Here is a 24,013-nt window from a genome sequence, read left to right on the forward strand (position 1 = left end):
AGAAAGGAGGGAACAGCCGGGGCTTGCAGTATCAGCTCCGGCTGTGATGTTATGGCAATATCCGTAGCAGTGCCAAAGAATTTAAGCGGCATAAAGACAAAAGTAGCGTTAAATCTGACGAAACGCCAGCTTATTTGCTTCAGCGGTGCAGGTGCGGTAGGGATTCCCTTTTACATTTTTACAAAAGGGTTTATCGGCACACAGGCATCGGCACTTTTGATGGTAGCGGTCATGCTGCCTTTTTTCTTTCTGGCAATGTATGAGAAGGACGGATTTCCGGCAGAGAAGATTCTGTATTTTATGATAAGGCAGAAATTCCTCACACCGGGGATTCGTCCCTACAAATCAGAAAATATTTACAGAAGATTAGAAGAAACAGAGCGTATAAAAGAGGAGGTGCGTAAACTTGAAGAAAAAGCAGGCGGCAGAAAAGCCGGACAGACATAAGAAAAAAGGAAAAACGAAGCCGGGGCTGACCTTTGTGGAGCGGAGAAGGCTTGCGGAGTTAAAACACATGCTTGCCGGAACGAATAAAAACGCAGAAAAGCCCACCACAGCACAGAAGACCATTACCTTTCAGAAGATGTACCGGGACGGTATCTGTCAGGTCACTTCTGGCTTTTATACGAAAATGGTGGAGTTTTACGATATAAATTATGACCTGCTGGAAATCGAGGATAAGGGGGAAATACTGGAGGAATACAGCAGGCTTATCAATTATTTTGACCCGTCTATTAAATTTGAGCTGTTCCTGTTCAACCGACAGGTTAACGAGCAGACCTTAATTGACCAGTTTGACATTCCATTGCAGGCAGATGATTTTGATGATATTCGTGAGGAATACACGCAGATGTTAAAGAAACAGGCTGCAAAGGGAAATAACGGTATTATCAAATCAAAGTATCTGATTTTTGGAATTGAGAGTAAAGGCTTTAAGGAGGCAAGGGCAAAACTTGTCAGCATTGAAGCAGATGTGATTAAAAATTTGACTAATCTGGGCACACACGCTAAGAGCCTTGACGGAAAGGAACGTCTGCGTATCCTGCATGAGTATTTTAACCAGGATACTATGGAGCCTTTCCGTTTTTCTTTTAAGGAACTGGCGGAGTCGGGAAAAAGTGTGAAAGATTACATCGCTCCGCCGGGATTTGATTTTCGCTATCCGAGTCGTTTTAAGGCGGGAAAAATGTATGGCAGTGTGCATTATCTGGATATTATTGCCCCGAAGTTTGATGATGAGTTGTTGAAAAAGCTTCTTGATCTGGATGCGAACCTGACTATTACCATGCATATGCAGACAATGGATCCGGTCAAGGCGATTAAGATGCTAAAAGGTGCTTTGACGAATATTCAGAAGATGAAGATTGAAGAACAGAAAAAGGCGGTAAGGTCAGGTTATGACATGGACATTCTTCCAACGGACATTATCACTTATGAAAAAGATACCCTTGACCTTTTGGACGATTTAAACAGCAGCAATCAGAAAATGGTAAAGATGACATTTCTTCTGACCTGCTATGGCAGAAACAAGCGGGAACTGGAAAATATCACGCAGAGGGTATCCGGCATTATCCAACAGGCGAACTGCAACCTCAGATGTATGCAGTATTTACAGGAGCAGGGACTGATGGCATCGGCACCAATCGGGTGCAACGATACGGGAATTGAACGGGATTTGACAACAAAGAGTACCGCTATCTTAGTACCGTTCTGTACGCAGGAATTATTTATGCCAGCTCCGGCTATTTATTATGGTTTAAATGCCCTTTCCAACAACATGATTATGGCAGACCGGAAACGGCTTCGTACACCAAACGGTGTGATTCTTGGTACACCGGGAAGTGGTAAGTCTTTTAGTGCAAAGCGTGAGATTCTTTCCTGTTTCCTGATGACAAAGGACGATATTGTGGTCTGCGATCCGGAGGGCGAGTATTTTGCCCTTGTGGGAGCATTGCACGGACAGGTGGTAAGGCTGGCAACCAATTCCAAAGATTATTTAAATCCGATGGACATTCAGCTTTCCCATAAAGGGGATAAGGAAGCCTTAAAGCTGAAATCCGATTTTATCATTACTCTGTGTGACTTGATTGCCGGAGGAAAGAACGGTCTGGAAAATGATGAGAAAGGTATCATTGACGAATGTATCCGTCATATTTACGATGCTTATTTTGAAAATCCCGTACCGGAGAATATGCCTATCCTTGAGGATTTGTATAATGCCCTGTTAGAGCATAAGAACAAAAAGGCAGAACGGATTGCAAACTCCCTTGTGCTATATGTGCATGGTTCGCAGAATTATTTTAACCACAGGACGAATGTAGACAGTCAGAACCGTATCATGTGCTTTGACATCAGGGACTTGGGAAACCAGTTGAAAGAGCTTGGAATGTTAATCGTACAGGATGCGGTCTGGAACAGGGTATCGCAGAACCGGGAGCGTAAGATTGCCACCCGCTATTATTGTGATGAGTTCCACCTTTTGCTGAAGGAGAAGCAGACCGCTATCTATTCGGTGGAAATCTGGAAGCGTTTCCGTAAGTGGGGCGGTATTCCTACGGGGCTGACGCAGAACGTAGGCGATTTTTTGAAGTCGGAGGAAATCGAGGGAATCCTCGGCAATTCCGATTTTGTATATCTCCTGAATCAAAATGCAAAGGATCAGGCAATCCTTGCAGATAAGCTGGGATTGTCAGAAAAACAGCTTGCCCATGTAACCAATTCCGAGCCGGGGTGCGGACTGATTCTGTTTGACAACGTGGTTATTCCGTTCGTAGATAAATATCCGGTAGATACCAAGACCTTTGCGGTTATGAATACCAAACCAGAGGAAAGTGTAAGGCAGGAGGTAAATGAGTAGTGGCGGAGAAAAAGAAACAGAAACCGGCTGCATTTGCACAGGAGAAAAAAACCTTTACCGGAGAAATTCCAAAGAAAGCAAACGAGGGTAAAGGTAAAAAATCCGCAGCATATCAGCCGAGAGATGCAGATACCACTTCTGGACACGATGTCCAGAGGTCGAAAAATACAAAGAAGTATCAGAAAGCAGATGCTTCTGGACAGAATGTCCAAAAGTCCGAGGGAGCAGAAGCCGGAGAGAAGTCTAAAAGCGATTTTATGCAGCCGGACAGCACTTTTACGGAGGAAGCCGGAGAGGAGCAGGGTAGAAAAATTGCCAGCGATGACTACCGCCACAGGGACACCTATCATTCGTCACAGAAAAAGGGCAGGTATCAAAGGCGGGAGATAAAGAGCCGGGAGCGAGTAAAGCAATTTGATTTTGAACAGGATTTCCAGACAAAGGACACTACCTTTACCGAAGAGGCAGAACCGGAATTTCATGGAAGCAAAAAGTTAGACCGACTGCAAAAGAAAGCGGAGAAAGCCAGAAAAAAGACGGAAGCTGCAAGAAAGAAGATTCCAAAGAAAACGGAGTATTCTCTGGAGCGTGTTTTTGATGAAAAGACGGGCAGAACAAAGTATGTATTGACTTCTGTAAAAAAAGAGAAACCATTCAAACCGGACAGTCCGGTAAAAAGAGCGGCTGGCAGGGTGGGAATGGAATCTTCTAATTTTGCCCATAGTAAGGTTGCCGAAGTGGAGAAAGAAAATTCCGGTGTGGAGGCTGCCCACAAGACAGAGCAGAGCGGGGAAGATGTTTACCGCTTTTTCAAAGGGCATTACAAAGGGAAAACGGAAAGACGGAGAGCGAAAGCTGCAAAGCTGGAGAAAAAGCAGATGCAGAAAGAGGTCAATTTCCGTTATCAGAAGTTCTTGGAAGAAAATCCGGAAATGCAGGAAAAGACCATTCAGAAGCAGTTGCAGAAAAGACTGCAAAAGCAGCGTATCAAACGGGAATATGCAAAAGCAAGACGGGCGGGACAGACAGCGAAAGCCGCAAAGGAAACAGCGGCGAAGTCCGGGAATCTTTTTACAGCGGCAGCCAGAAAGATACAGGAGATTGCATCAAAAAATGTTTCGCTTCTGCTTGCCATAGGAGCCTTTTCGGTGCTTCTTGTGATGATTATGACAGCAGTATCTTCCTGTGGGGCGATGTTTGCCGGAGGAATCAGTACCACGCTGGCAGGAAGTTATATGAGCGTTCCGGCAGAAATAGATGCGGCAGATTTAGCTTTTTCTGAACTGGAAAAAGAATTGCAGGCAGAGATTGATGCCATAGAAACCACTTATCCGGATTATGATGAGTACCGTTATAATCTGGCATCTATCGGGCATGACCCATTTGCACTGATCAGCTATCTGTCGGCAGTCCATACGGAATTTACTGCAAGTGAGGTACAGGCAGAAATAGAATATCTGTTTGATGAAATGTATGAGTTGACACTAAATCCTACAGAGGAAACGAGGACAAGGACGGTAACAAAAACAGGCACTCATACGGTAACAGACCCGGTTACGGGGGAAACAACAGAAGAGGAATACGAGTATGAAGTGGAAGAGGAATATACCGTAACCATTCTGGAAGTGACCCTGACAGCAAAAGATTTAAACGTAGTAGTTGCCGGACGCATGAATGAGGAGCAGAGAGAAATCTATGCTTTTTATAACCAGACCCACGGGCTGACACAGCAGTTTTATAAGCCCCTTGATTTATATTGGTACAACTATGTGAGCAGTTATTATGGCTGGCGTATCAATCCGGTCACAGGGCAGGAACAGTTACATCGGGGCGTAGATATTGCAGTACCTACCGGAACAACCGTATATGCGGCGATGGACGGGACAGTAACTACCGCAACTTATGACAGCTATTACGGAAATTATGTAGTGATTGAAGATGAAAAAGGCTACTGCACAAAATATGCCCACATGGATACCTTAAATGTCCGGGCAGGACAGAGCGTGACGCATGGAAATGTGATCGGAACAACAGGGAATACGGGAAGCAGTACCGGAAGTCATTTACATATCGAATGTCTGTATCAGGGGGAATATTATAACCCTCTTTTTTATTTTTGAAGCAGGCACGGATACGCTGTATGGCGAAACGCCGGGCAGCGGAAGCGGCGGAGGAAATGTGATACCGCCGGATTCCTATGACGATGCAACCGTGCAGGCACTTATGGAAGAAGCGGCGAGATATTTAGACTATCCCTATGTATGGGGAGGCTCCAGTCCGTCCACCAGCTTTGACTGTTCCGGTTTTGTCTGCTGGGTATTTACAAACAGCGGTGTCCATAACCTGCCACGAACCACAGCACAGGGCATTTATAACCAGTGTACGCCTGTGTCGGCGGCAGATGCAAAGGCGGGGGATATTATCTTTTTTACAGGTACATACAATTCGGGCGTACCAGTCAGCCATGTGGGGATTTACTGCGGAAACGGGGTCATGATTCATTGCGGAGATCCAATCAGTTACGCTTCAATCAATTCGTCCTATTGGCAGAGCCATTTTTATGCGTTTGGAAGATTATCAGGAAATTAAAATAACAGGAAGTGAGGAACGATGACGAAAGAGAGAATTGTAAAGGAGCTTTCCAAAGTCCGGGAACAGCTTGCGGGATTGCAGGCGAGGGAGAGGGATTTGGCGGAACAGCTTCAGATGGCAGAGGATGCGGGAGAAGATGAAATTCATTGAAAAGAATAAAATCTCTCTGGATCGGCTGATTCTGTTAAACAAGGTCAGCGAAGAAGAAATTATGCGTCTGCTGAAAGAAAAAGAGCAGAAAGAAGCAGCACAATCAGAAGAAAGGGAGGCTTACAGCCATGAAGAACAGGAAGTTATCATCTAAGGCAGTTATATCACTGATATTGTCCGCTGTGCTATTTACCATGCCTGCGGTAGCGTTTTCTGTAAATGGGAACTACGCAATCAGCGCTTTTGCCGAAGAAACAAAAGAAACCGAAGAATCCAAACCGGAGGAAAGTACGGAGCAGACACCCGGCGAAAGTGAAACTGATGTCAGTACGGAGGAAAATACAGAAAACAGTACCGAGGGGAAGCACGGAAGAAACTACGGAGGGCAGCACGGAGGGAAGCACCGAAGGCGGCACCGAAGAGAATACAGAAGGCAGTACCGATGAAAGCACCGGGGATGGCACTGTATCGGGAAATGATAAACCGGAGCCGGTATGTAATTGCGAAGATCAATGCGGTGCGTATGAGTATGACAAAAACTGTCCCGTCTGCGTCACAGATTATAAGCTCTGTACCTATAAAAAACCGAATGTGAGTATCAAAATCAGACAGCCGGAGGAGTGGCATAATGACATTGTTTCCGTTTCTTTCAGTGTAAAAGATACCGCAGATACGGGGAATTTTGAAATCGCAAAGATAGAGGCAAAGGTAGGGCAGAATGGAAGCTGGACAGATGTGACGGAGGAAAAGAAATTAAGGATTTCCGAGAACTGTACCGTGTATGTGCTTGTCACAGACCAGAAAGGCAATACCTATGAGAAGAACCGTGCCATAAAGTGCTTTGATACCGTAAAGCCGACCTTAAATGCGGCAGTCAGTGACGGGCTTTTAAGCATACAGGTACATGATACGGATTCCGGTGCAAAGGCGGTATATGTCAATGGATATGAGTTTACAGATCTGACGGGCGGTACGTTAAATATCCGCCTCCAGCAGTTTGACGCAGGGTATGAGTATTTTACCATTTCTGCAATGGACAATGCCGGAAATATGTCTGAGGTTTATAAAACGAAAAATCCGTACTATAAAGACCCTGCCGATACCAGTGATGGGAATCCGGCGGAGCAGCTCCCGGAGAGTGCGACCCCGACGAAACCGGGGAGTGCTACGGGAACCGTGACGGAGCATACCAAAACAGACAGTAACGGAAATACCACATCACAGACAAGTCCTGCCGAACAGAAAAAGCAGGCAATGAAAGAAGCTGCGGAGGCAGAAAGCGGGAAAACAGAAAGTACGGAAAAATCCGGTCAGGGCAAGGAGTTTTATACTATTCAGACCGCCACGGAGAAAGTTTTCTATCTGATTATTGACCGGGACGGAGAGGAAGAAATGGTATATTTTTTGACTGAGGTTACGGAAAATGACCTGTTAAATGCAACTTCCGATAACAGTGAAACCTTGCCGAAAAATTCCGCTGCGTTGGAATCTGCAATTCCGAATGGGGAGAGTGCATTGCCAAACAACAACGGAGAGCAGGCAGATACAGAGGGAAAGGAAACGGAAACAGAAAAAGGTACGGAAGGTGCAGAGAGTACGGGAAATACAGAGGAAACCGAACCGGAGCCGGAAGTGAAAGAAGCACCGAATCCGATGATTTCGTATGTGCTGATTGGTAGTCTTGCCTTAATCGTTATCGGAGCTGCTTATTATTTTAAGGTTGTCCGCAAGAAAAAAGAGGACTTTATCGAGGACGAAGATGAAGATGAGGAAGATAACGAGGAGTATGAAAACGAAGATGAGGAATCGGAGGAAGATACGGAAGAAGATTTCTTTGACGAACAGGAGGAATAAGGTATGCAGTTGGTGGTTACAGAGAAGCCCAGCGTAGCACAGGCAATTTCCCATGTGATCGGGGCGAAAGAGAGAAAAGACGGTTACATGGAGGGAAACGGATTTCTCGTTTCATGGTGTGTAGGACATCTGGTAGAGCTGGCACAGCCGGAGATGTATTCAGAAGCATGGAAAAAATGGAGCTATGAGAGCCTGCCCATGATACCGGAGCAGTGGCAGCATGAAGTGAAAAAGGAAACAGCAACGCAGTATAAAATCTTGAAAAATCTGATGCACGATACAAGAGTTGAAAGTGTGGTGTGTGCCACCGATGCCGGACGGGAGGGAGAACTTATCTTCCGTCTGGTATATGAACAGGCAGGCTGCCGGAAACCAATGAAACGCCTGTGGATTTCATCAATGGAGGAGAGTGCAATCCGTGACGGGTTTGAAAACTTAAAGCCGGGAAGCGATTATGACAGCCTGTACCAGTCTGCACTTTGCAGACAGCAGGCAGACTGGCTGGTGGGATTAAATGGTACGAGATTATTTACTGTACTGTATGGCGGAAAGGTATTAAAGGTGGGCAGAGTACAGACGCCCACCCTTGCCATGCTGGTAGACCGTGAAGTGAAGATTATGAATTTTGAAAAAGAGCAGTATTACATGGCTCATATTCTGATGGATGGGATAGATGCCATGACAGAACGGATTGACGATAAGGCAAGGGCAGAAAGTATTGCTGCAGCGTGTGAAAGTCAGAGTGGAGTGGTTCGTTCCGTTATAAAGGAAAATAAAAGCGTTGCACCACCAAAACTTTATGACCTTACCACGCTTCAGCGGGATGCCAACCGTATCTTTGGTTTTACTGCAAAGCAGACATTGGAGTACACCCAGAGCCTTTATGAGAAAAAGCTGGTCACTTATCCGAGAACGGACAGCCAGTATTTATCCGATGATATGGAAGAAACTGCAAAAGCGGTAATCGGGGCAGTTTATCAGGCGATTCTCTTTGAGGAACAGACCGGAGCAGAGCCGGATATAAAAAGAGTGTTGAACAGTACAAAAGTGACCGACCACCATGCAATTATTCCCACCATAGAAATTACAAAGACAGACCTTTCCGCTGTGCCGGAGGGAGAAATGAAAATCTTATCCCTTGTCGCTAATCGTCTGTTATGTGCAACCGGGAAAAAGCAGTTGTATGAAACGGTAAAAGCAGAGTTTTCCTGCGGTGGTTACAGCTTTCATGTATCCGGAAAAACGGTTCTGCAGAACGGGTGGAAAGAATTTGAAGCAGCATTGAAACGTACCTACCGGGTAGAAAAAACAGATGAGGATAAGGAAGAGAAGAAACTGCCGGAGCTTTCTGAAGGCATGACGTTTCCAGTTATCCAGACAAAGGTAACAGAGCATTTCACGCAGCCTCCCAAACATTTTACCGAGGACAGCCTGCTTTCTGCGATGGAACGTGCCGGAGCAGAGGATATGGGCGATGAGGTGGAACGCAAAGGACTTGGCACACCTGCCACCAGAGCTGACATTATTGAAAAGCTGGTCAAAGACGGTTTTGTGAAACGGGAGAAAAAGCAGATGCTTCCCACCGAGGACGGGATGAAGCTCATTACTGTTCTGCCGGATATGGTAAAATCCCCGAAGCTTACAGCAGATTGGGAGAATACGCTGACTTTGGTTGAAAAAGGCGAATACACCATGCAGGAGTTCATGGATGGCATTGAAGATATGGTGCGGGAGCTGGTGCAAACCTACCACAGTATCAGTGACGATCAGAAGTCTTTGTTTGGAACGATGCAGGAAGTGCTTGGAAAATGCCCGAAATGCGGCAGCGATGTAGTAAAAGGAAAATTCGGTGCTTACTGCAAACAAAAATGCGGCATGAATGTGGGTAGGGCAATGGGAGCAACGTTTTCCGATACACAGATGAAAAGTCTGCTTGAAGGGAAAAAGACCCTTGTGAGAGGATTAAAAGGGAAAAAGGGAAGCTACGATGCGTACCTGATTCCGGAGGGAATTGAGGATTATTCTTATATCAAAGACGGAAAGGAAATCAAAGGTTCGCAGTACAAATTCAAGATGGAATTTCCACCGAGAAAAAGCAAGTGAAAAGGAGACAGAAAAATGAATACAGAAATGAAAAAGACCGTTGTTTACAGCACCGGAGATAAAATTTTAAACATTATGAAAGAGCAGGATATGGATATTCCAGAACTTTCTTTGCGGTGCGGTGTCAGGGAAGATGTATTGATGGATATTCTGGCAGGTATCCGGGAAGCAGATATAAGTACGCTCTGCAAAATTGCAGACGGACTGGAGATTTGTGTACGGGAGCTTTGCCCTGATGAAGAAAGCTATGTCGTTCCGGTGGAAAAAGATATCCTTGCAAAGCTCATTGTGATCAGCGAGCTGAAGGAGATGGAATTGGAGGAGCTGATTGGCACAATTCTGGAAAACGGTATCGAAGAACACGGTTTTTATGAATAAGGCGGCGGGGGTTATCCCCTCCGTCATTTTGGAGGAATGCTTATGGTAACAAAATATCAGATGATTTCCTATCTGGCGGAGGATACCGCAAAAGAGATAGCGAAAAACGGGCAGGAGTGGACAAGGTATCTGACTACCGCTGCAAGGCTTTATAAATATCCGTTCAATGAACAGATACTTATTTTTGCACAACGACCGGATGCAACAGCCTGTGCGTCCCTTGAACTATGGAATGAGAAGATGAATTGCTGGGTAAACCGTGGAGCAAAGGGAATTGCCCTGCTGGATACGGAAAATTCCTATACAAGATTGAAATATGTTTTCGATGTGTCCGACGTACATAAGGCAAGGCGGATAGGACGTGATCCGAATTTGTGGGAGTTGCGTGAGGAGCATAAAGAAACAGTCCTGGCACAGCTTGAAAAGACATACGGAGAAACGGATAAAAACAGCTCCTTTGAACAGCGGATAATGGAAATATCCAATCGGATTGCTTTGGATTATTATGAAGAACTTCTGCCGGAAATCGAATATGTGAAAGAGGGCAGCTTTTTAGAGGAACTGGACGAGTTAAATGTAGGTGTCAGGCTTCGTGATACGCTTTCTTCCAGTATTGCTTACACCATACTGTCACGATGCGGTGCAGATATGGAACTGTGGAAAGACGAGCAGGGATTTGAATATATCAGCGACTTTAATACGATGAAAACCCTGTCTGTTGTTGGTACAGCCACCACAGATATGTGCAAGCCGCTTTTAATGGAGATAGGCAGAACCATAGGAGCGTATGACCGCCAGATTGCCCGCAGGAAGGCACAGGAAAAAGCTAATGCAGGACGCACACAAACTTCTTTGGAAAATACGGAGAAAGTGCTTGCAAATGAAGCAGATACAGACTATAATGCTTTAAAGCGTGAAAGCGAAAAGGAGCTACAAAACAATCAGGAGATAGAAATACAGAGCAAAAAGGAGGATGCGGCACATGAAACTGACATACGAAAAGAACGGGGATTATCTGATTCCGAACCTGACAGCGAACGAGGAACCGGAGGGAACGCTGACGAAGTACGGTATGATGCGGAAGAACTTCTTACAGGAACACCGGAAAGGGATTTATCAGGGCATGATACTGGCGGGCGAGCTGAAAGCACACTGTCTGGAGATACAGGAGCAGGCAGAGCAGAGAATGGAAGCCCTGAGCGAACAGATGGCGAAAGCAGAGGGAGTGAACGAGGAACTGAAAGCAGCCGATCAGATGAAGTGGGTAGCGAAGATGAACAACATCAGACATTCAGCGGAGGAGATCGTGCTGACGGAACTGATTTACAGTTAGAAAATGACATACAGGAAGAAGAAATACCAGAACCGGATAGTGGAGAACATTCATTATCCGGTTCTTTTTTTCCGAAGCTGTCTGAAACAGAGCAGGGGGAGGACTTACAGCGTGGTATTTTATGCAGTGATGAGTTCCTGAAGCATAAAAGACCGGAAATAGCTGGGTATTTTCAGATAGAGCAGGATGCAAAGATTCAGGCGGATTATCTGAGAAATTCGTTCCGCATGGAAGAATACACCGAGTTCAATATCGGGGAAATGCGGGGCGGCTACCGTGCCGATGAGGACGGTATTACCTTATGGAAAGGCAATTATCTGACCCGTGAAGCGGAAAGCAGGCTGTCATGGGAGGAAGCACGTTTTCTTGTCAATTCCTATATGGAGGACGGAGTATATCTTCTTCCAGGAGAAACCGCAGAGCGGATTGAAACAGCGGGAATGTACCAGCAGCTTGACTTATTTTCCATGTTTACGGAGCAGGCTGGCAATCTTGCCATGAAACAGGCGGAAACAGTGACACCGATACGGTCAGAAACAAAGATACCGCCGGAGCAGATAGCGGATATTCTGCGGAGCGGCGGAGGCAGGGATAACAGCAGAAAGCGTATCTACACCAAATATCAGCAGGGAAAGACACCGGAGGAGATGGCTGCTTTCTTACAGAAAGAGTATGGAACAACCGGAAAGGGCTTTGAATTTGACGGAAAGCAGTTAGCGGTATGGTTCAATGAGGATGGGATGCGTGTCGGATATGGCACATCGACAGAGCGTCCGGTGCTTCAGATGAACTGGCAGGAGGTGGAAGCAAAAATCCGCTCACAGGTAGTAAACGGTACCTATATGGGAGCAAATGAAGCTTATCTGACTGACGAAGCAGAACGTGACCGGATTGCAGGGCATCTCTTTTTCTTTTTCCGGGATGGCATGGGAGAACTGCCGGAGGAGCTTGGGCTAAAAGCAGGAAATTATCCGGAGGCTCATGCAAGAATGATAGAATACCTTTCTACAAAAGAAGGAGTTGAGCTTGTGGCTTCCCACATGGATCAGGCACTTCATCAGCTTGAAACCGGAGAGAAAAAGCTACGTTTCCGTTCAGTTATGCCAAAAGAGGAGCTGCGGGAGGAACTTGACAATCTGCTGATAGAAAAACAAATCTTTCCAACCGCAGACCATGTGGAAATAAAAAGGGAGGATTTTATTACTCAGGACGAGATAGACCATAATCTTGGCAGGGGAAGTGGATATTCACATGGTTCTTTCCGCATCTATGATTATTTTCAGGAAAAGCATGACAGCAAAGAAGCAGCGGAATTTCTGAAAAAAGAATATGGCATTGGAGGCGGCTCTCATGCACTTGCCGGAGCAGACCATAGCTGGCAAGACCACAACTTTAAAGGGATTGAATTAAAAAAGGGAAATATCTGCGAACCTTATGCGAAAGTGCTGCTGTCTTGGAAAGTAGTCGAAAAGCGTATCCGAAAGCTGGTGGCGGAAGATAAGTATTTATCTCCGGCAGGGAAAGAAGCCTATGCCCGGTACAAAGAGGAAGAAGCACAGAAAGCGCTGGAAAAAGCACAGGCGGTAATAGAACGGAAAACGAAGGTTGCCTGTAAAGAAGCCATTGAACGGACGATTTCGGAAAAATTTGACGGGTATCGTCTGCCGAAAGATACACCGGATGAAGTAATCCGAAAATATGGTAGCGAGCGTGTCAGCTATGTACTTGCCAATACTGTCATGCACCTGACGCACGATGGCAGATTTTCTCCCGACAATAAGGCATGGGCAAAAGAAATAGAACCGTATGCCAAGTATGAGAACCGTGATTTGATTGTTTCTTCCCATCCGGCGGTCTTAAATGGATTTATCAATCAGACAAGACGGTATATGGAGCAGGAAAAGGAGATTGCGGCACAGCAGATTACCATTGACGGGCAGTTGTGTTTAAAGATTGATGAATGGAAGTCGGAAGAAAATAACTATGTGCTTGGAAATTCCATGCAGGACAATGCGTTCTTTTACGTACTCATAAACGAAAATGTCCATTTTGAATATGATTACAAACCGAGCAGGGAAGAAATTGAAAACGATTATTTGAATCTCATTGCAATGGAAGATATAGACCGACACGAAGCGGAGGTATTTTCACGCATTGAAGGAACGGAAGATGTAGCGGAAACAGAATCACGATTCTCAGTTGAGGAAACCAGCGATGCCTTTGAGCCGGGACAGGATTTTGCAGTATGGGATCATGGCAGGGAAGATTATTATATAAAAGAGGACGGTACAATTCCCACCTTTGAAACAAAAGAGGAAGCGGAACACTATCTGCAAAGCATGGAACCGGACACTTCTGGACACGATGTCCAAAAGTCAGTGGAAGAACCTGCCATAGAAAAGCCTGTGAAGCAGCCTGCACCAAAGATTGATAAATCCAATGCGGTCAATTTCCACATTACAGACGATGCGTTAGGAGCAGGCAGTGCGAAAGAGAAATTCCGACGAAATATAGAAGCAATCCGTACTTTGGAAAAGGTGGAGAGCGAGAACCGTATCGCCACACGGTCGGAACAGCAGATTTTATCACAGTATGTTGGCTGGGGCGGGCTTGCCGATGCCTTTGATGAAAGCAAATCTGCATGGGCGGGAGAATATCAGCAGTTAAAGGAATTGTTATCGTCGCAGGAGTACGCTTCTGCAAGGGAAAGCACCTTAAATGCCCACTATACCAGTCCTGCCATTATCCGCAGTATTTATGATACCTTAGACCGTATGGGATTTGAAAAGGGGAATGTATTAGAGCCTGCAATGGGTATCGGAAATTTCTTCGGAATGCTGCCGGAGAAGATGCAGGAAAGCCGACTTTATGGTGTGGAGCTGGATGGTATTACGGGCAGGATTGCAAGACAGCTCTATCCGAAAGCGGATATTAAAATATCCGGTTTTGAAAAAACAGACTATCCGAATGATTTTTTTGATGTAGCAGTCGGCAACGTGCCATTCGGACAGTATAAGGTAGCGGATAAACAATATGATAAAAATAATTTCCTGATTCATGATTATTTCTTTGCAAAGACATTAGATAAAGTCCGTCCCGGCGGTGTGGTTGCTTTTGTTACCAGTAAGGGAACAATGGATAAAAAAAAAGTCCGGAGGTCAGAAAGTATCTGGCTCAGCGAGCGGAGCTTATGGGGGCGGTCAGACTTCCGAATACAGCATTTAAGGAAAATGCAGGGACAGAAGTCACTTCGGATATTTTGTTTTTTAAGAAGCGTGACCGTGTGATGGACATAGAACCGGATTGGGTACATTTATCAGAAGATGCAAACGGTATCGCCATGAATACCTACTTTGCGGAACACCCGGAAATGATTGTTGGGAAGATGGAAATGGTCAGCGGTCCCTATGGCATGGAAAGCACCTGCCAACCGGATGCCACAAGACCGTTTGCAGAGCAGTTAATGGATGCGGTCAGCCGGATTGACGGGGAAATCGAAGCAGTGGAGACGGACGAGCTTGCGGATGAGCTGGCAGATGCCACCATTCCGGCAGACCCGGACGTAAAGAATTACAGCTACACACTGGTGGAAGATAAGGTATATTACCGTGAAAATTCCATTATGAAGCCTGTGGATATGTCAGAATCCATGCAGGAACGCATAAAAGGCATGGTAGGAATCCGAAACTGTACGCAAGAGCTTATCAATTTGCAGTTGGAAGAATATCCGGATACTGTGATTAAGGAAAAGCAGAAAGAATTGAATACCCTTTATGATACGTTCAGCAGAAAATACGGTTTAATCAATTCCCAGACCAACAAAAGAGCCTTTAATCAGGACAGCAGCTATTGTCTGTTATGTTCTCTGGAAAAGCTGGATGACGAGGGAAATTTCAAAGGCAAAGCGGATATGTTCACGAAACGTACCATTAAGAAAGCGGAAGTGGTTACAAGCGTGGATACAGCAACGGAAGCTCTGGCAGTATCTTTATCAGAAAAAGCAAAAGTTGACCTTTCTTATATGGCGGAGCTGACCGGAAAAAGAGATTGATACAATCAAAGAAGAACTGACGGGCATTATCTTTCAGAATCCGGTCACAGACAGGTGGGAAGCAGCGGACGAGTATTTAAGCGGCAATGTCCGGGATAAGTTGCAAACAGCGAAGATTTACGCCGAAAACCACCCGGAATACAACATAAATGTGCAGGCACTTACACAGGTGCAGCCCACAGAACTGGATGCCAGCGAGATTGAGGTGCGTATCGGTGCCACATGGGTTGAACCGAAATATATTGAAGATTTCATGCGTGATGTTTTTGAAACACCGCAGCATCTCTTCAACCGGAATACAATGGGGATTCAGTATTCCGATGTGACAGGACAGTGGAATGTAAAAGGAAAAAGTGCGGATTACGGAAACAGTCTTGTAAATATGACTTATGGTACAAACCGGAGAAATGCTTATCAGATTTTAGAGGATTCTCTGAATTTAAAGGACAGCCGGGTGTACGATACCGTGATAGAGGACGGAAAGGAAACGAGAGTCCTGAATAAAAAGGAAACCATGATTGCCAGTCAGAAACAGGAGGCAGTCCGGGAAGCCTTTAAGAACTGGGTATTTGAAGATCAGGAACGTAGACAGGACTTGGTGGCGAAATATAACAAGCTCTTTAATTCTACCAGACCAAGAGAATATGACGGTTCCCATTTGAAATTCCCTGGCATGACACCGGACATCGACCTTAGACCGCACCAGTTAAATGCGGTGGCACACCAGCTTTACGGGGACAATACCCTGCTTGCTCATTGTGTGGGAGCAGGAAAGACTTTTGAAATGATTGCTGCAGCAATGGAAAGCAAGCGGTTAGGGTTATGCCAAAAGAGCCTGTTCGTTGTTCCCAATCATTTGACGGAACAGTGGGCGAGTGACTTTTTGCGGTTATATCCCGGAGCAAATATTTTAGCGGCAACGAAGAAAGATTTTGAGCCAGCCAACCGGAAGAAATTCTGTTCCAGAATCGCCACCGGAGATTATGATGCTGTCATTATCGGGCATAGCCAGTTTGAAAAAATCCCGTTGTCGCAGGAAAGACAGATAGGCATTATCGAAAGACAGATTGATGAGATTGAGCTTGCCATAGAGCAGGCGAAAGCAGATAACGGGGAGCGTTACACCATTAAGCAGATGGAAAAGTCCAGAAAATCCCTTATGACAAGACTGGAAAAACTCAACGATACTTCCCGGAAAGATAATGTTGTAACCTTTGAGCAGTTAGGTGTGGACAGGCTGTTTGTAGATGAAAGTCACAATTATAAGAACCTTTTTCTATACACGAAAATGCGGAATGTGGCGGGCATTGCACAGACGGAAGCACAGAAGTCCTCCGATATGTTTGCTAAGTGCCAGTACCTTGATGAGCTGACTGGCGGAAAGGGCATTACGTTTGCTACGGGTACGCCGATCAGCAACAGTATGACGGAGCTTTACACCAATATGCGGTATCTTCAGTATGGTACGCTTCAGAAGATGGGATTAGGGCATTTTGACAGTTGGGCAGCTTCTTTTGGAGAAACACAGACCGCCATTGAGCTGGCACCGGAGGGAACAGGATACCGGGCAAAGACAAGATTTGCAAAATTCTTCAATCTGCCGGAGCTGATTGCACTTTTCAAGGAGAGTGCGGATATCCAGACACCGGATATGTTAAAGCTGCCTGTGCCGGAAGCAGAATATGAGAACGTGGTGCTGAAACCCAGCGAATATCAGAAAGAGATGGTAACATCGCTGGCAGATCGGGCGGAGGCAGTGCGTAACAGACTGGTAGAGCCGCATCAGGATAATATGCTCAAGATTACCAACGATGGAAGAAAACTGGCACTCGACCAGCGTCTGATCAACGATATGCTCCCCGATGAGGAACATTCCAAAGCAAAAACCTGTGTGGATAAGGCATTTGAGATTTGGGAAGATACCAAAGGGGAGAAATCAGCACAGCTTATTTTCTGTGATTTATCGACACCGAAAGGAGATGGTACATTTAATGTCTATGAGGATATAAGAAATAAACTGATGGAAAAAGGTGTTCCCGCAGAAGAAATCGCCTTTATACATCAGGCAAATACGGAGCTTAGGAAAGCGGAGCTGTTCAGTAAGGTAAGAAGCGGACAGGTTCGTTTTTTATTGGGTTCTACTGCAAAAATGGGAGCCGGGACAAACGTGCAGGACAGACTGATTGCTCTGCACCACCTCGATGTACCGTGGCGTCCGTCTGATATTGAACAGCAGGAGGGGCGTATTTTGCGGCAGGGCAACAGGAATCCAAAGGTTAAGATTTTCCGGTATGTGACAGAGGGAACATTTGACAGCTACTCATGGCAGCTTATCGAGAATAAGCAGAAATTTATCGGTCAGATTATGACAAGCAAATCTCCGGTGCGAAGTTGTGAGGATGTGGACGAAGCAGCACTTTCTTATGCAGAGGTTAAGGCTCTGGCAACGGGGAATCCCTATATAAAAGAAAAGATGGATTTGGATATTCAGGTCAGCAAGCTGAAACTGATGAAAGCCAACCACACCAGTCAGAAATACCGTCTGGAGGACAACATTGCAAAGCATTATCCACAGCAGATAACCATTCTGAAGGAGCGTATCAGTGGCTTGCAGGCAGATATTCAGACTGCAAAAACCAATCTCCCAGCAGATAAGGAGTTTTTCTCTATGAGGGTCGGGAATAAGGTCTATACGGATAAAAAAGAAGCCGGAACTGCACTTGTGGAGATGTGCAAAGAAATCAAGAGCGTTAATGCTCCGGCAGTCATTGGAGAGTATGCAGGCTTTAAAATGGCGGTGTCCTTTGATTCCTTTAACCATAAATTCGTTATGAACATCAAAGGACAGCTCAGTCATAATCTGGAGATTGGTGTTGACCCGCTGGGTAACATTTCCCGTATCAACCATGCGTTGGAAGCCATGACAAAGGAACTGGCAGAAGCATCCACAAAGCTGGAGAATGTGGAGCGTCAGCTTGAAACAGCGAAGGTAGAGGTTACAAAGCCATTTGCACAGGAAGCAGAGCTTTCAGAGAAGTTAGACCGCCTTTCTGCCTTAAATGCCCTGCTCAATATGGACGAAAAGGGAGATGACGGAATAGGTATGGAAGATGATAAATCGGAACTGGGTACTGAGCAGGTGGCAGATACCAGAAAACCGTATCCCATAGAAAATACCCGACATAATTATGCTGTGGAGAATGGAAATCCGCAGGGAATGAGGCTCACAGCAGCGATGGCGGATAAGCCGGCACAGAGGGTATCCTTGAAAGAAAAGCTTGAGACTATGAAAGTAAAGGCTGCGGGGAATAATATAGAAAATTCCGTGCAAAGAGATAAGGGGAAGGAGGAGTATTTGTAATTATTATATTTCTTTTTATGCAAATATGAAATATAATATTAGTTCAAGGGAAATATAGTGATAGAGCGATTTGGAAAAAGCTAAAGAGAAATGGAGACAACGTAATACATAAAAATGGAAATTGAATTTGTCAGACACTGTCTGACAAATTCGGAAAGGATATATTATGAATGATTTAGAGCAGACAAATATGCTTCAGCCATTGGTGGATGAGATTGAAACAGCAGTTTCAAATGCCAAAAAAGAGATAGCTGAAAAAGTAAACAGTGTAATTACAGAGACGTATTGGAAAATCGGAAAATATATTGTTGAGTTTGAGCAGGATGGAAATGTTAAAGCAGCATACGGTTCAAAATTATTAACAACACTCTCGCATCAATTAACTTTGCGATTGGGACGAGGATACAGCCGCCCAAACCTCAACAATATGCGGAAGTTTTATCTTTGTTATGAGAATTGTCAGACGGTGTCTGACAAATTGACATGGTCGCATATTTGTGAGCTGATAAAGATTGATGATGAATTAGAAAGAAGTTTTTACGAAAAAGAATGTTATAAGGAAAAGTGGGATGTAAGAACACTCAGGCGACAGATGGATTCCGCTTTGTTTCTTAGATTAGCTACAAGCAGAGATAAAGAAGGAATTCTGGCACTTGCCAGAGAGGGAATTACTTATGACAAGCCAGAGGATGTTATCAAGGATACTTACACATTAGAATTTTTGGGACTTCCGGAGAAAGAGCGTTATAGTGAGGAAGACTTGGAGCAGAAAATAATAGATAATCTCCAAAAATTCTTGTTGGAATTAGGAAAAGGATTTACCTTTGTGGGCAGGCAGTATCCCTTTAACTGTAAACAATATTCATTACCATGTGGACTTGGTATTTTACCACAGAATTTTGAAATGCTTTGTGCTGATTGATTTAAAGAAAAATTCCGTCCAGCATATAGACATCGGTCAGATGAATATGTATATGGGGTATTTCGCAAAAGAAGAAAATATGGCAGATGATAACCCACCGATTGGCATTATCCTGAGTCATAACAAAGATGAACTGCTTGTAGAATATGCAACTTACGGTATGGACAGCAATTTATTTGTTTCAAAATATGAATTGTATCTGCCAAATCGCAATGAACTCCAAAAATTAGTGAACAATATTTTAGAGAAGGATACAGAAAAGAAAGAAGAGTAATAAAAAAGCAATCTAAAAAAGATGCAAATTGAATAGGCATATCGAAAAAGACAATCAGAGATGGTTGTCTTTTTTGCGTGGAAAAAAAGAAAGGACAATCGAATTATGGAAGATAAAAATACCGTTTACATGAGTGAAAAGCAAAAAGTCAAAGAGATTACGGATAAGCTGGAAGCTGGTTTGAAAGAGCTTTTTGAGAGTGAAAAATATAAAAGCTATCTCAGTACCATGTCAAAATTTCATAATTACAGTTTTAATAATACGCTGCTGATTGCCATGCAGAAGCCGGAAGCTACGCTGGTGGCAGGTTATCAGGCGTGGCAGAAGAACTTTGAGCGGCACGTCAATAAAGGAGAAAAAGGCAATCCGTATTCTTGCACCAGCTCCTTATAAAATCAAAGAGGAACGTGATAAGTTAGACCCTGTAACGGGAGAAATGATGTTTGATGAAAACGGTATGCCGCAGAAAGAGGAAACAGAGGTTACCATTCCTGCCTTTCGTGCGGTATCTGTTTTTGATGTATCGCAGACGGATGGCAAGCCTATTCCGGAACTGGAAGTGAATGAGCTGTTATCTACGGTGGAGGGATATGAGGATTTTGTCCAGGCGCTTATGAATATTTCTCCTGTTCCGATTGCATTTGAAGATATTCCCGGCGATTCCAAAGGGTATTTCAGTACAGCAGAAAAACGGATTGCTGTTCAGGAAAATATGAGCGAAAGCCAGACTTTGAAAACAATGGTGCATGAGGTGGCTCATTCCAGGCTGCATGATAAAGAAGTTAATCAGAGCATGGATATTCCGGTAAAGGACAGGAATACAAAGGAAGTGGAAGCGGAGAGTGTGGCTTTTACAGTGTGCCAGCATTTCGGTATAGATACATCCGATTATTCCTTTGGATATATCGCAGGCTGGAGCAGCGGCAGGAATATGAAAGAGCTGAAATCTTCCCTTGATACAATCCGAAAGACAGCTTCAGAACTGATTACAGGCATTGAGGGGGCAATGCAGGAGCTTCAGCTTAACCGGGAGATGGAGCAGGAACATGGAAAGGAAAGCATTCTGCTGGTACATAACGAGGATTTTTCAGAATACAATCTTGTCAGTGTCCGTGGAATGGACAGTGCAGAACTTATATCCGCTCTTTCTACCATGAATGAAGAGGATAAATCGAATATATCATCTTATCTTGAAAGCAAAGGAGCATGGACTACCGAACTTGCTGACGAGCAGACGGAAGAAGCGGAGGAATATCATATTGATGTCCGCTATAACATGGATACAGACGAGCTTATTGATGTAAAGGAAAGAATGGAACACCCCATTGATACCAATTTATCTGTCATGGGGCAGGCAGAACAACTTATCAATCAGTTGGAAGCAGAAAAAAATATTTTCACGTCTGAGGAGCGAAATCTGATTGTAAATTATGCCTATAAACTTGATGATATGAATAAAACAAGGGAACTTGCAGAGAAACTGGCATATAGGGAGCAGTATGCCCAACAGGATGTGGCATTGACCATAATTGATGCAAAGGCGGAGATTGATGCCCTGCCTGATCCGATGATTGGTTTGTCGGAAATGAGGGAATATGGCTATCAATGGAATGAAATGCTGCCATTAACACAAGAGAAAGCATTGGAATTATTTGAACATGATTTGCCTGTATATTTGCTTCATACTGACGGTGCGGAATCATTGGCAGAAAGCAGGGAGCGTATAGAAGAGCATGAAGGTATCTTTGGGGTTGAAAAGGAAACATGGAATAAAGCATTGAAACAGCAGACTAAGATTACACTTATCTTAATGGACGAACAGGAGCGAGAATATACATACCCGTATCCAGTTGTGGCTGTCGATATAGAAGAAATGGGTGGGGATAGAACTGCGGTATTCAAGACCTCAGAGCCTATTTCAGATACTGATGTGGCAGAAATTCATAATGCTTTTTATGGAACTGATTTGGAATTTGAAATAGAAAAAGAATTAGGTATCACATGGGTGGAATCTATTAACTATGAGGACGGATCTGTTATTACACCTGAAATGGCAAGAAAAGAGCAGCTCCTATATGCTAGTACTGATAAATATGGAATTTATCAATTAAAGCCTAATCCGGAATTAGATTCCTTACGTTTTGAGGGGACGGAATCCTTAAAGCGTATGGGCATTACAAAAGATAATTTTGATGCAATTAAACCAGAGAATTATACACTTTTATATGTGGGCGAATTATCTGAACTGCAAAAAGAGACGCAGGGGGCAACTTTAGAGGCAATCTTTGAAAAATTCAACCTTGACCACCCAGAAGATTTCAGAGGACATTCGCTATCTGTCAGCGATATAGTGGTGCTTCATCAGAACGGACAGAATACGGCTCATTTTGTGGATTCTTTTGGATATACGGAAATACCGGATTTTTTACGGGAGCAGACACCGGAAAAGGAAGAAATGCAGGACACTTCTGGACACAATGTCCAAAAGACAGAACCGGAAATAGATGGAGATGAAATCATTGATCTTGGCGATGAAACAGAACAGGTGCTTGCGGAAATGAAAAAAACTTTGGAAAGTGAACAGGAAACAGAACTGGCATTTTCTATTGCAGACCGTTTTATCAGCATTCAGGAAGTGGATGGCGGTTATGATTATTCCATTATGGGAGCTGATTATAAGGAGATTGACGGAGGAATTTATGATAATCCTGATGTGACGATAAGGGAAGCCTTGCATGATATTTTAGAGGATTTGAAGTCACAGCCGGATTACAATGGTGCAAAAGGAAATATCCAAAGAGAAGATGAACTGATACCGATGGATTATGATGGACTGATGGAAAAAGCAGAGGAAGCAAATCGTATTATTCCGGAGAGTACACCAAGCAGTGTGGTGGCAGATTTTAAGGCAAAAACCGGGGAATTATTCCACGATATTAGTGAAATGAATCCGGAAGAAATCGAGGAAACTGTGAAATGCCATGTGCAGGCGAAGATTGAAGAGTATGATATTAATGCAACAATCGTGGATGTTGCTGTAACAGGAAGCAGATGCAGGGGATTAGAGCATGAAGGTTCTGACCTTGATGTGGTGGTGGAACTTTCCACAGCGGAACGGGAGGACGATTTATTTAATGCCTTTAATGAGGATGGACTTCATATCGGAGAAGTAAAAGTTGACATCAATCCAATTACAGCCCAACGAACAGGTACGCTGGAATCCTATCTGCCACAGATGGAAGAATATTTGGAGGGCGTCAGACAGGTAAGAGAGCAGGAAAAGGAGAGCGCAGAAGTAACTTTAACTGTTTCGGAATGTGGAGAATTTCATAATCTTGGTGAGTGTTATGAGAATATTCCTACGGTGGATGAAGCTATAGCAATCTGGAAGCAGATACCTTCAGAGCGGATGAATGGTATTCCGGCAATCGGAATCAATATCCTAGGGAGAGGGGCGGAACCCTTCGAGGATTACGAGATTGATGTTTTATCTGGAAAGAGGATTGACCTTGGGGTTTTGGACTATGTTCCTGATATTAAAAACAATCCGCAGGCAATGGAAGTCATTACGGAACTGGTGGCTAAATTGCCCGATATGGAGATAGATGGCGTGATGAGTGAAGAAATGGAAGCAAGAGTGTGGGAACTGCGTATGCCGGACTTGCCACAAGAGGAACAGCTTGCAGTAGAACTTGACCGACTTTCCTACGATTATGATACTGTACTGTATCACGATAGTACAAGAAATATGACCGAGAATGTATCAGAGCTTGCAGAATCCATAAAACAGGGCGATACCGGACATTTAACAACGTGGCTTGCAGACATTATTTCGGAGGGAGCTGTACCAGAGGAAATAAAACGAGCAACGGAGCTTCTGGAAAAACTGACAGAGTATAAGCCGCTTGCCAAGATTGAGGAGGCAGAAGAACAGAATTATAATATGATTGATAATGTGCTGAATAATGGTGTTGGGGAGAAAGCCCAAAGGGAAGAAAATAAGAGAATGGAGGAGAAGCCTACGGTAAGGCTTTCCTTAAAATCCCGTCTTGCGGAGAAAAAATCACAGGTAGAAGGGCAATCGAAAGAACATGATGTTCAAGAAAATGAAAAGAAAAGTCAGAGGGAGATGTAAGTG

The 24,013-nt window shown here is 44.3% G+C and carries 8 protein-coding genes and 5 pseudogenes; all 13 read left to right on the forward strand.

All coding sequences use genetic code 11. The features are described from left to right. Positions 1–51: 51 nt before the first annotated feature. The 13 genes and pseudogenes from RJD28_02145 to RJD28_02205 all read left to right on the forward strand — a co-directional run bounded on the left by RJD28_02145 (position 52) and on the right by RJD28_02205 (position 24,010). Entirely contained in the window at positions 52–447 is a 396-nt protein-coding gene (locus RJD28_02145; protein ID WNV58378.1) for a PrgI family protein, read from the forward strand. Next, the gene (locus tag RJD28_02150) at positions 407–2,857 is read left to right on the forward strand and encodes a conjugal transfer protein TraE (GenBank protein WNV58379.1); all 2,451 of its coding nucleotides are present in this window, start codon (positions 407–409) and stop codon (positions 2,855–2,857) included. The genes RJD28_02145 and RJD28_02150 overlap by 41 nt, the downstream gene beginning before the upstream one ends. Continuing rightward, a pseudogene (locus RJD28_02155) lies at positions 2,857–5,446 on the forward strand (peptidoglycan DD-metalloendopeptidase family protein). The gene RJD28_02150 and the pseudogene RJD28_02155 overlap by 1 nt, the downstream one beginning before the upstream one ends. A 21-nt stretch (positions 5,447–5,467) precedes the next feature. Next, positions 5,468–5,753, forward strand: a pseudogene (locus RJD28_02160) (cell envelope biogenesis protein TolA). A 167-nt stretch (positions 5,754–5,920) separates the two neighbouring features. After that, positions 5,921–7,453 carry a DUF4366 domain-containing protein gene (locus tag RJD28_02165; GenBank protein ID WNV58380.1) on the forward strand — a complete coding sequence of 511 codons (1,533 nt, stop codon included), beginning with the start codon at positions 5,921–5,923 and terminating at the stop codon, positions 7,451–7,453. 3 nt (positions 7,454–7,456) lie between these two features. Then, the gene (locus RJD28_02170) at positions 7,457–9,556 is read left to right on the forward strand and encodes a DNA topoisomerase 3 (GenBank protein WNV58381.1); all 2,100 of its coding nucleotides are present in this window, start codon (positions 7,457–7,459) and stop codon (positions 9,554–9,556) included. 15 nt (positions 9,557–9,571) lie between these two features. Continuing rightward, a complete protein-coding gene (locus tag RJD28_02175; GenBank protein WNV58382.1) occupies positions 9,572–9,934 on the forward strand; it encodes a helix-turn-helix transcriptional regulator in 363 nt (120 codons plus the stop codon). A 982-nt stretch (positions 9,935–10,916) separates the two neighbouring features. Beyond that, on the forward strand, positions 10,917–11,267 hold the full coding sequence (locus RJD28_02180) for a TnpV protein (GenBank protein WNV58383.1): 351 nt from the start codon (positions 10,917–10,919) through the stop codon (positions 11,265–11,267). A 1,100-nt stretch (positions 11,268–12,367) separates the two neighbouring features. Then, positions 12,368–13,099: pseudogene (locus RJD28_02185) on the forward strand (DUF3849 domain-containing protein). A gap of 600 nt (positions 13,100–13,699) precedes the next feature. After that, positions 13,700–18,679: pseudogene (locus RJD28_02190) on the forward strand (SNF2-related protein). Positions 18,680–18,845: 166 nt separating this feature from the next. Then, entirely contained in the window at positions 18,846–19,601 is a 756-nt protein-coding gene (locus RJD28_02195; protein ID WNV58384.1) for a PDDEXK nuclease domain-containing protein, read from the forward strand. Continuing rightward, positions 19,552–19,875, forward strand: coding sequence for a PDDEXK nuclease domain-containing protein (locus RJD28_02200; protein WNV58385.1), 324 nt, complete (start codon positions 19,552–19,554; stop codon positions 19,873–19,875). The genes RJD28_02195 and RJD28_02200 overlap by 50 nt, the downstream gene beginning before the upstream one ends. Before the next feature lie 105 nt (positions 19,876–19,980). Continuing rightward, positions 19,981–24,010, forward strand: a pseudogene (locus RJD28_02205) (YodL domain-containing protein). Positions 24,011–24,013: the final 3 nt, after the last annotated feature.

The organism is Oscillospiraceae bacterium NTUH-002-81, assembly GCA_032620915.1.
Classification (GTDB): domain Bacteria; phylum Bacillota; class Clostridia; order Lachnospirales; family Lachnospiraceae; genus JAGTTR01.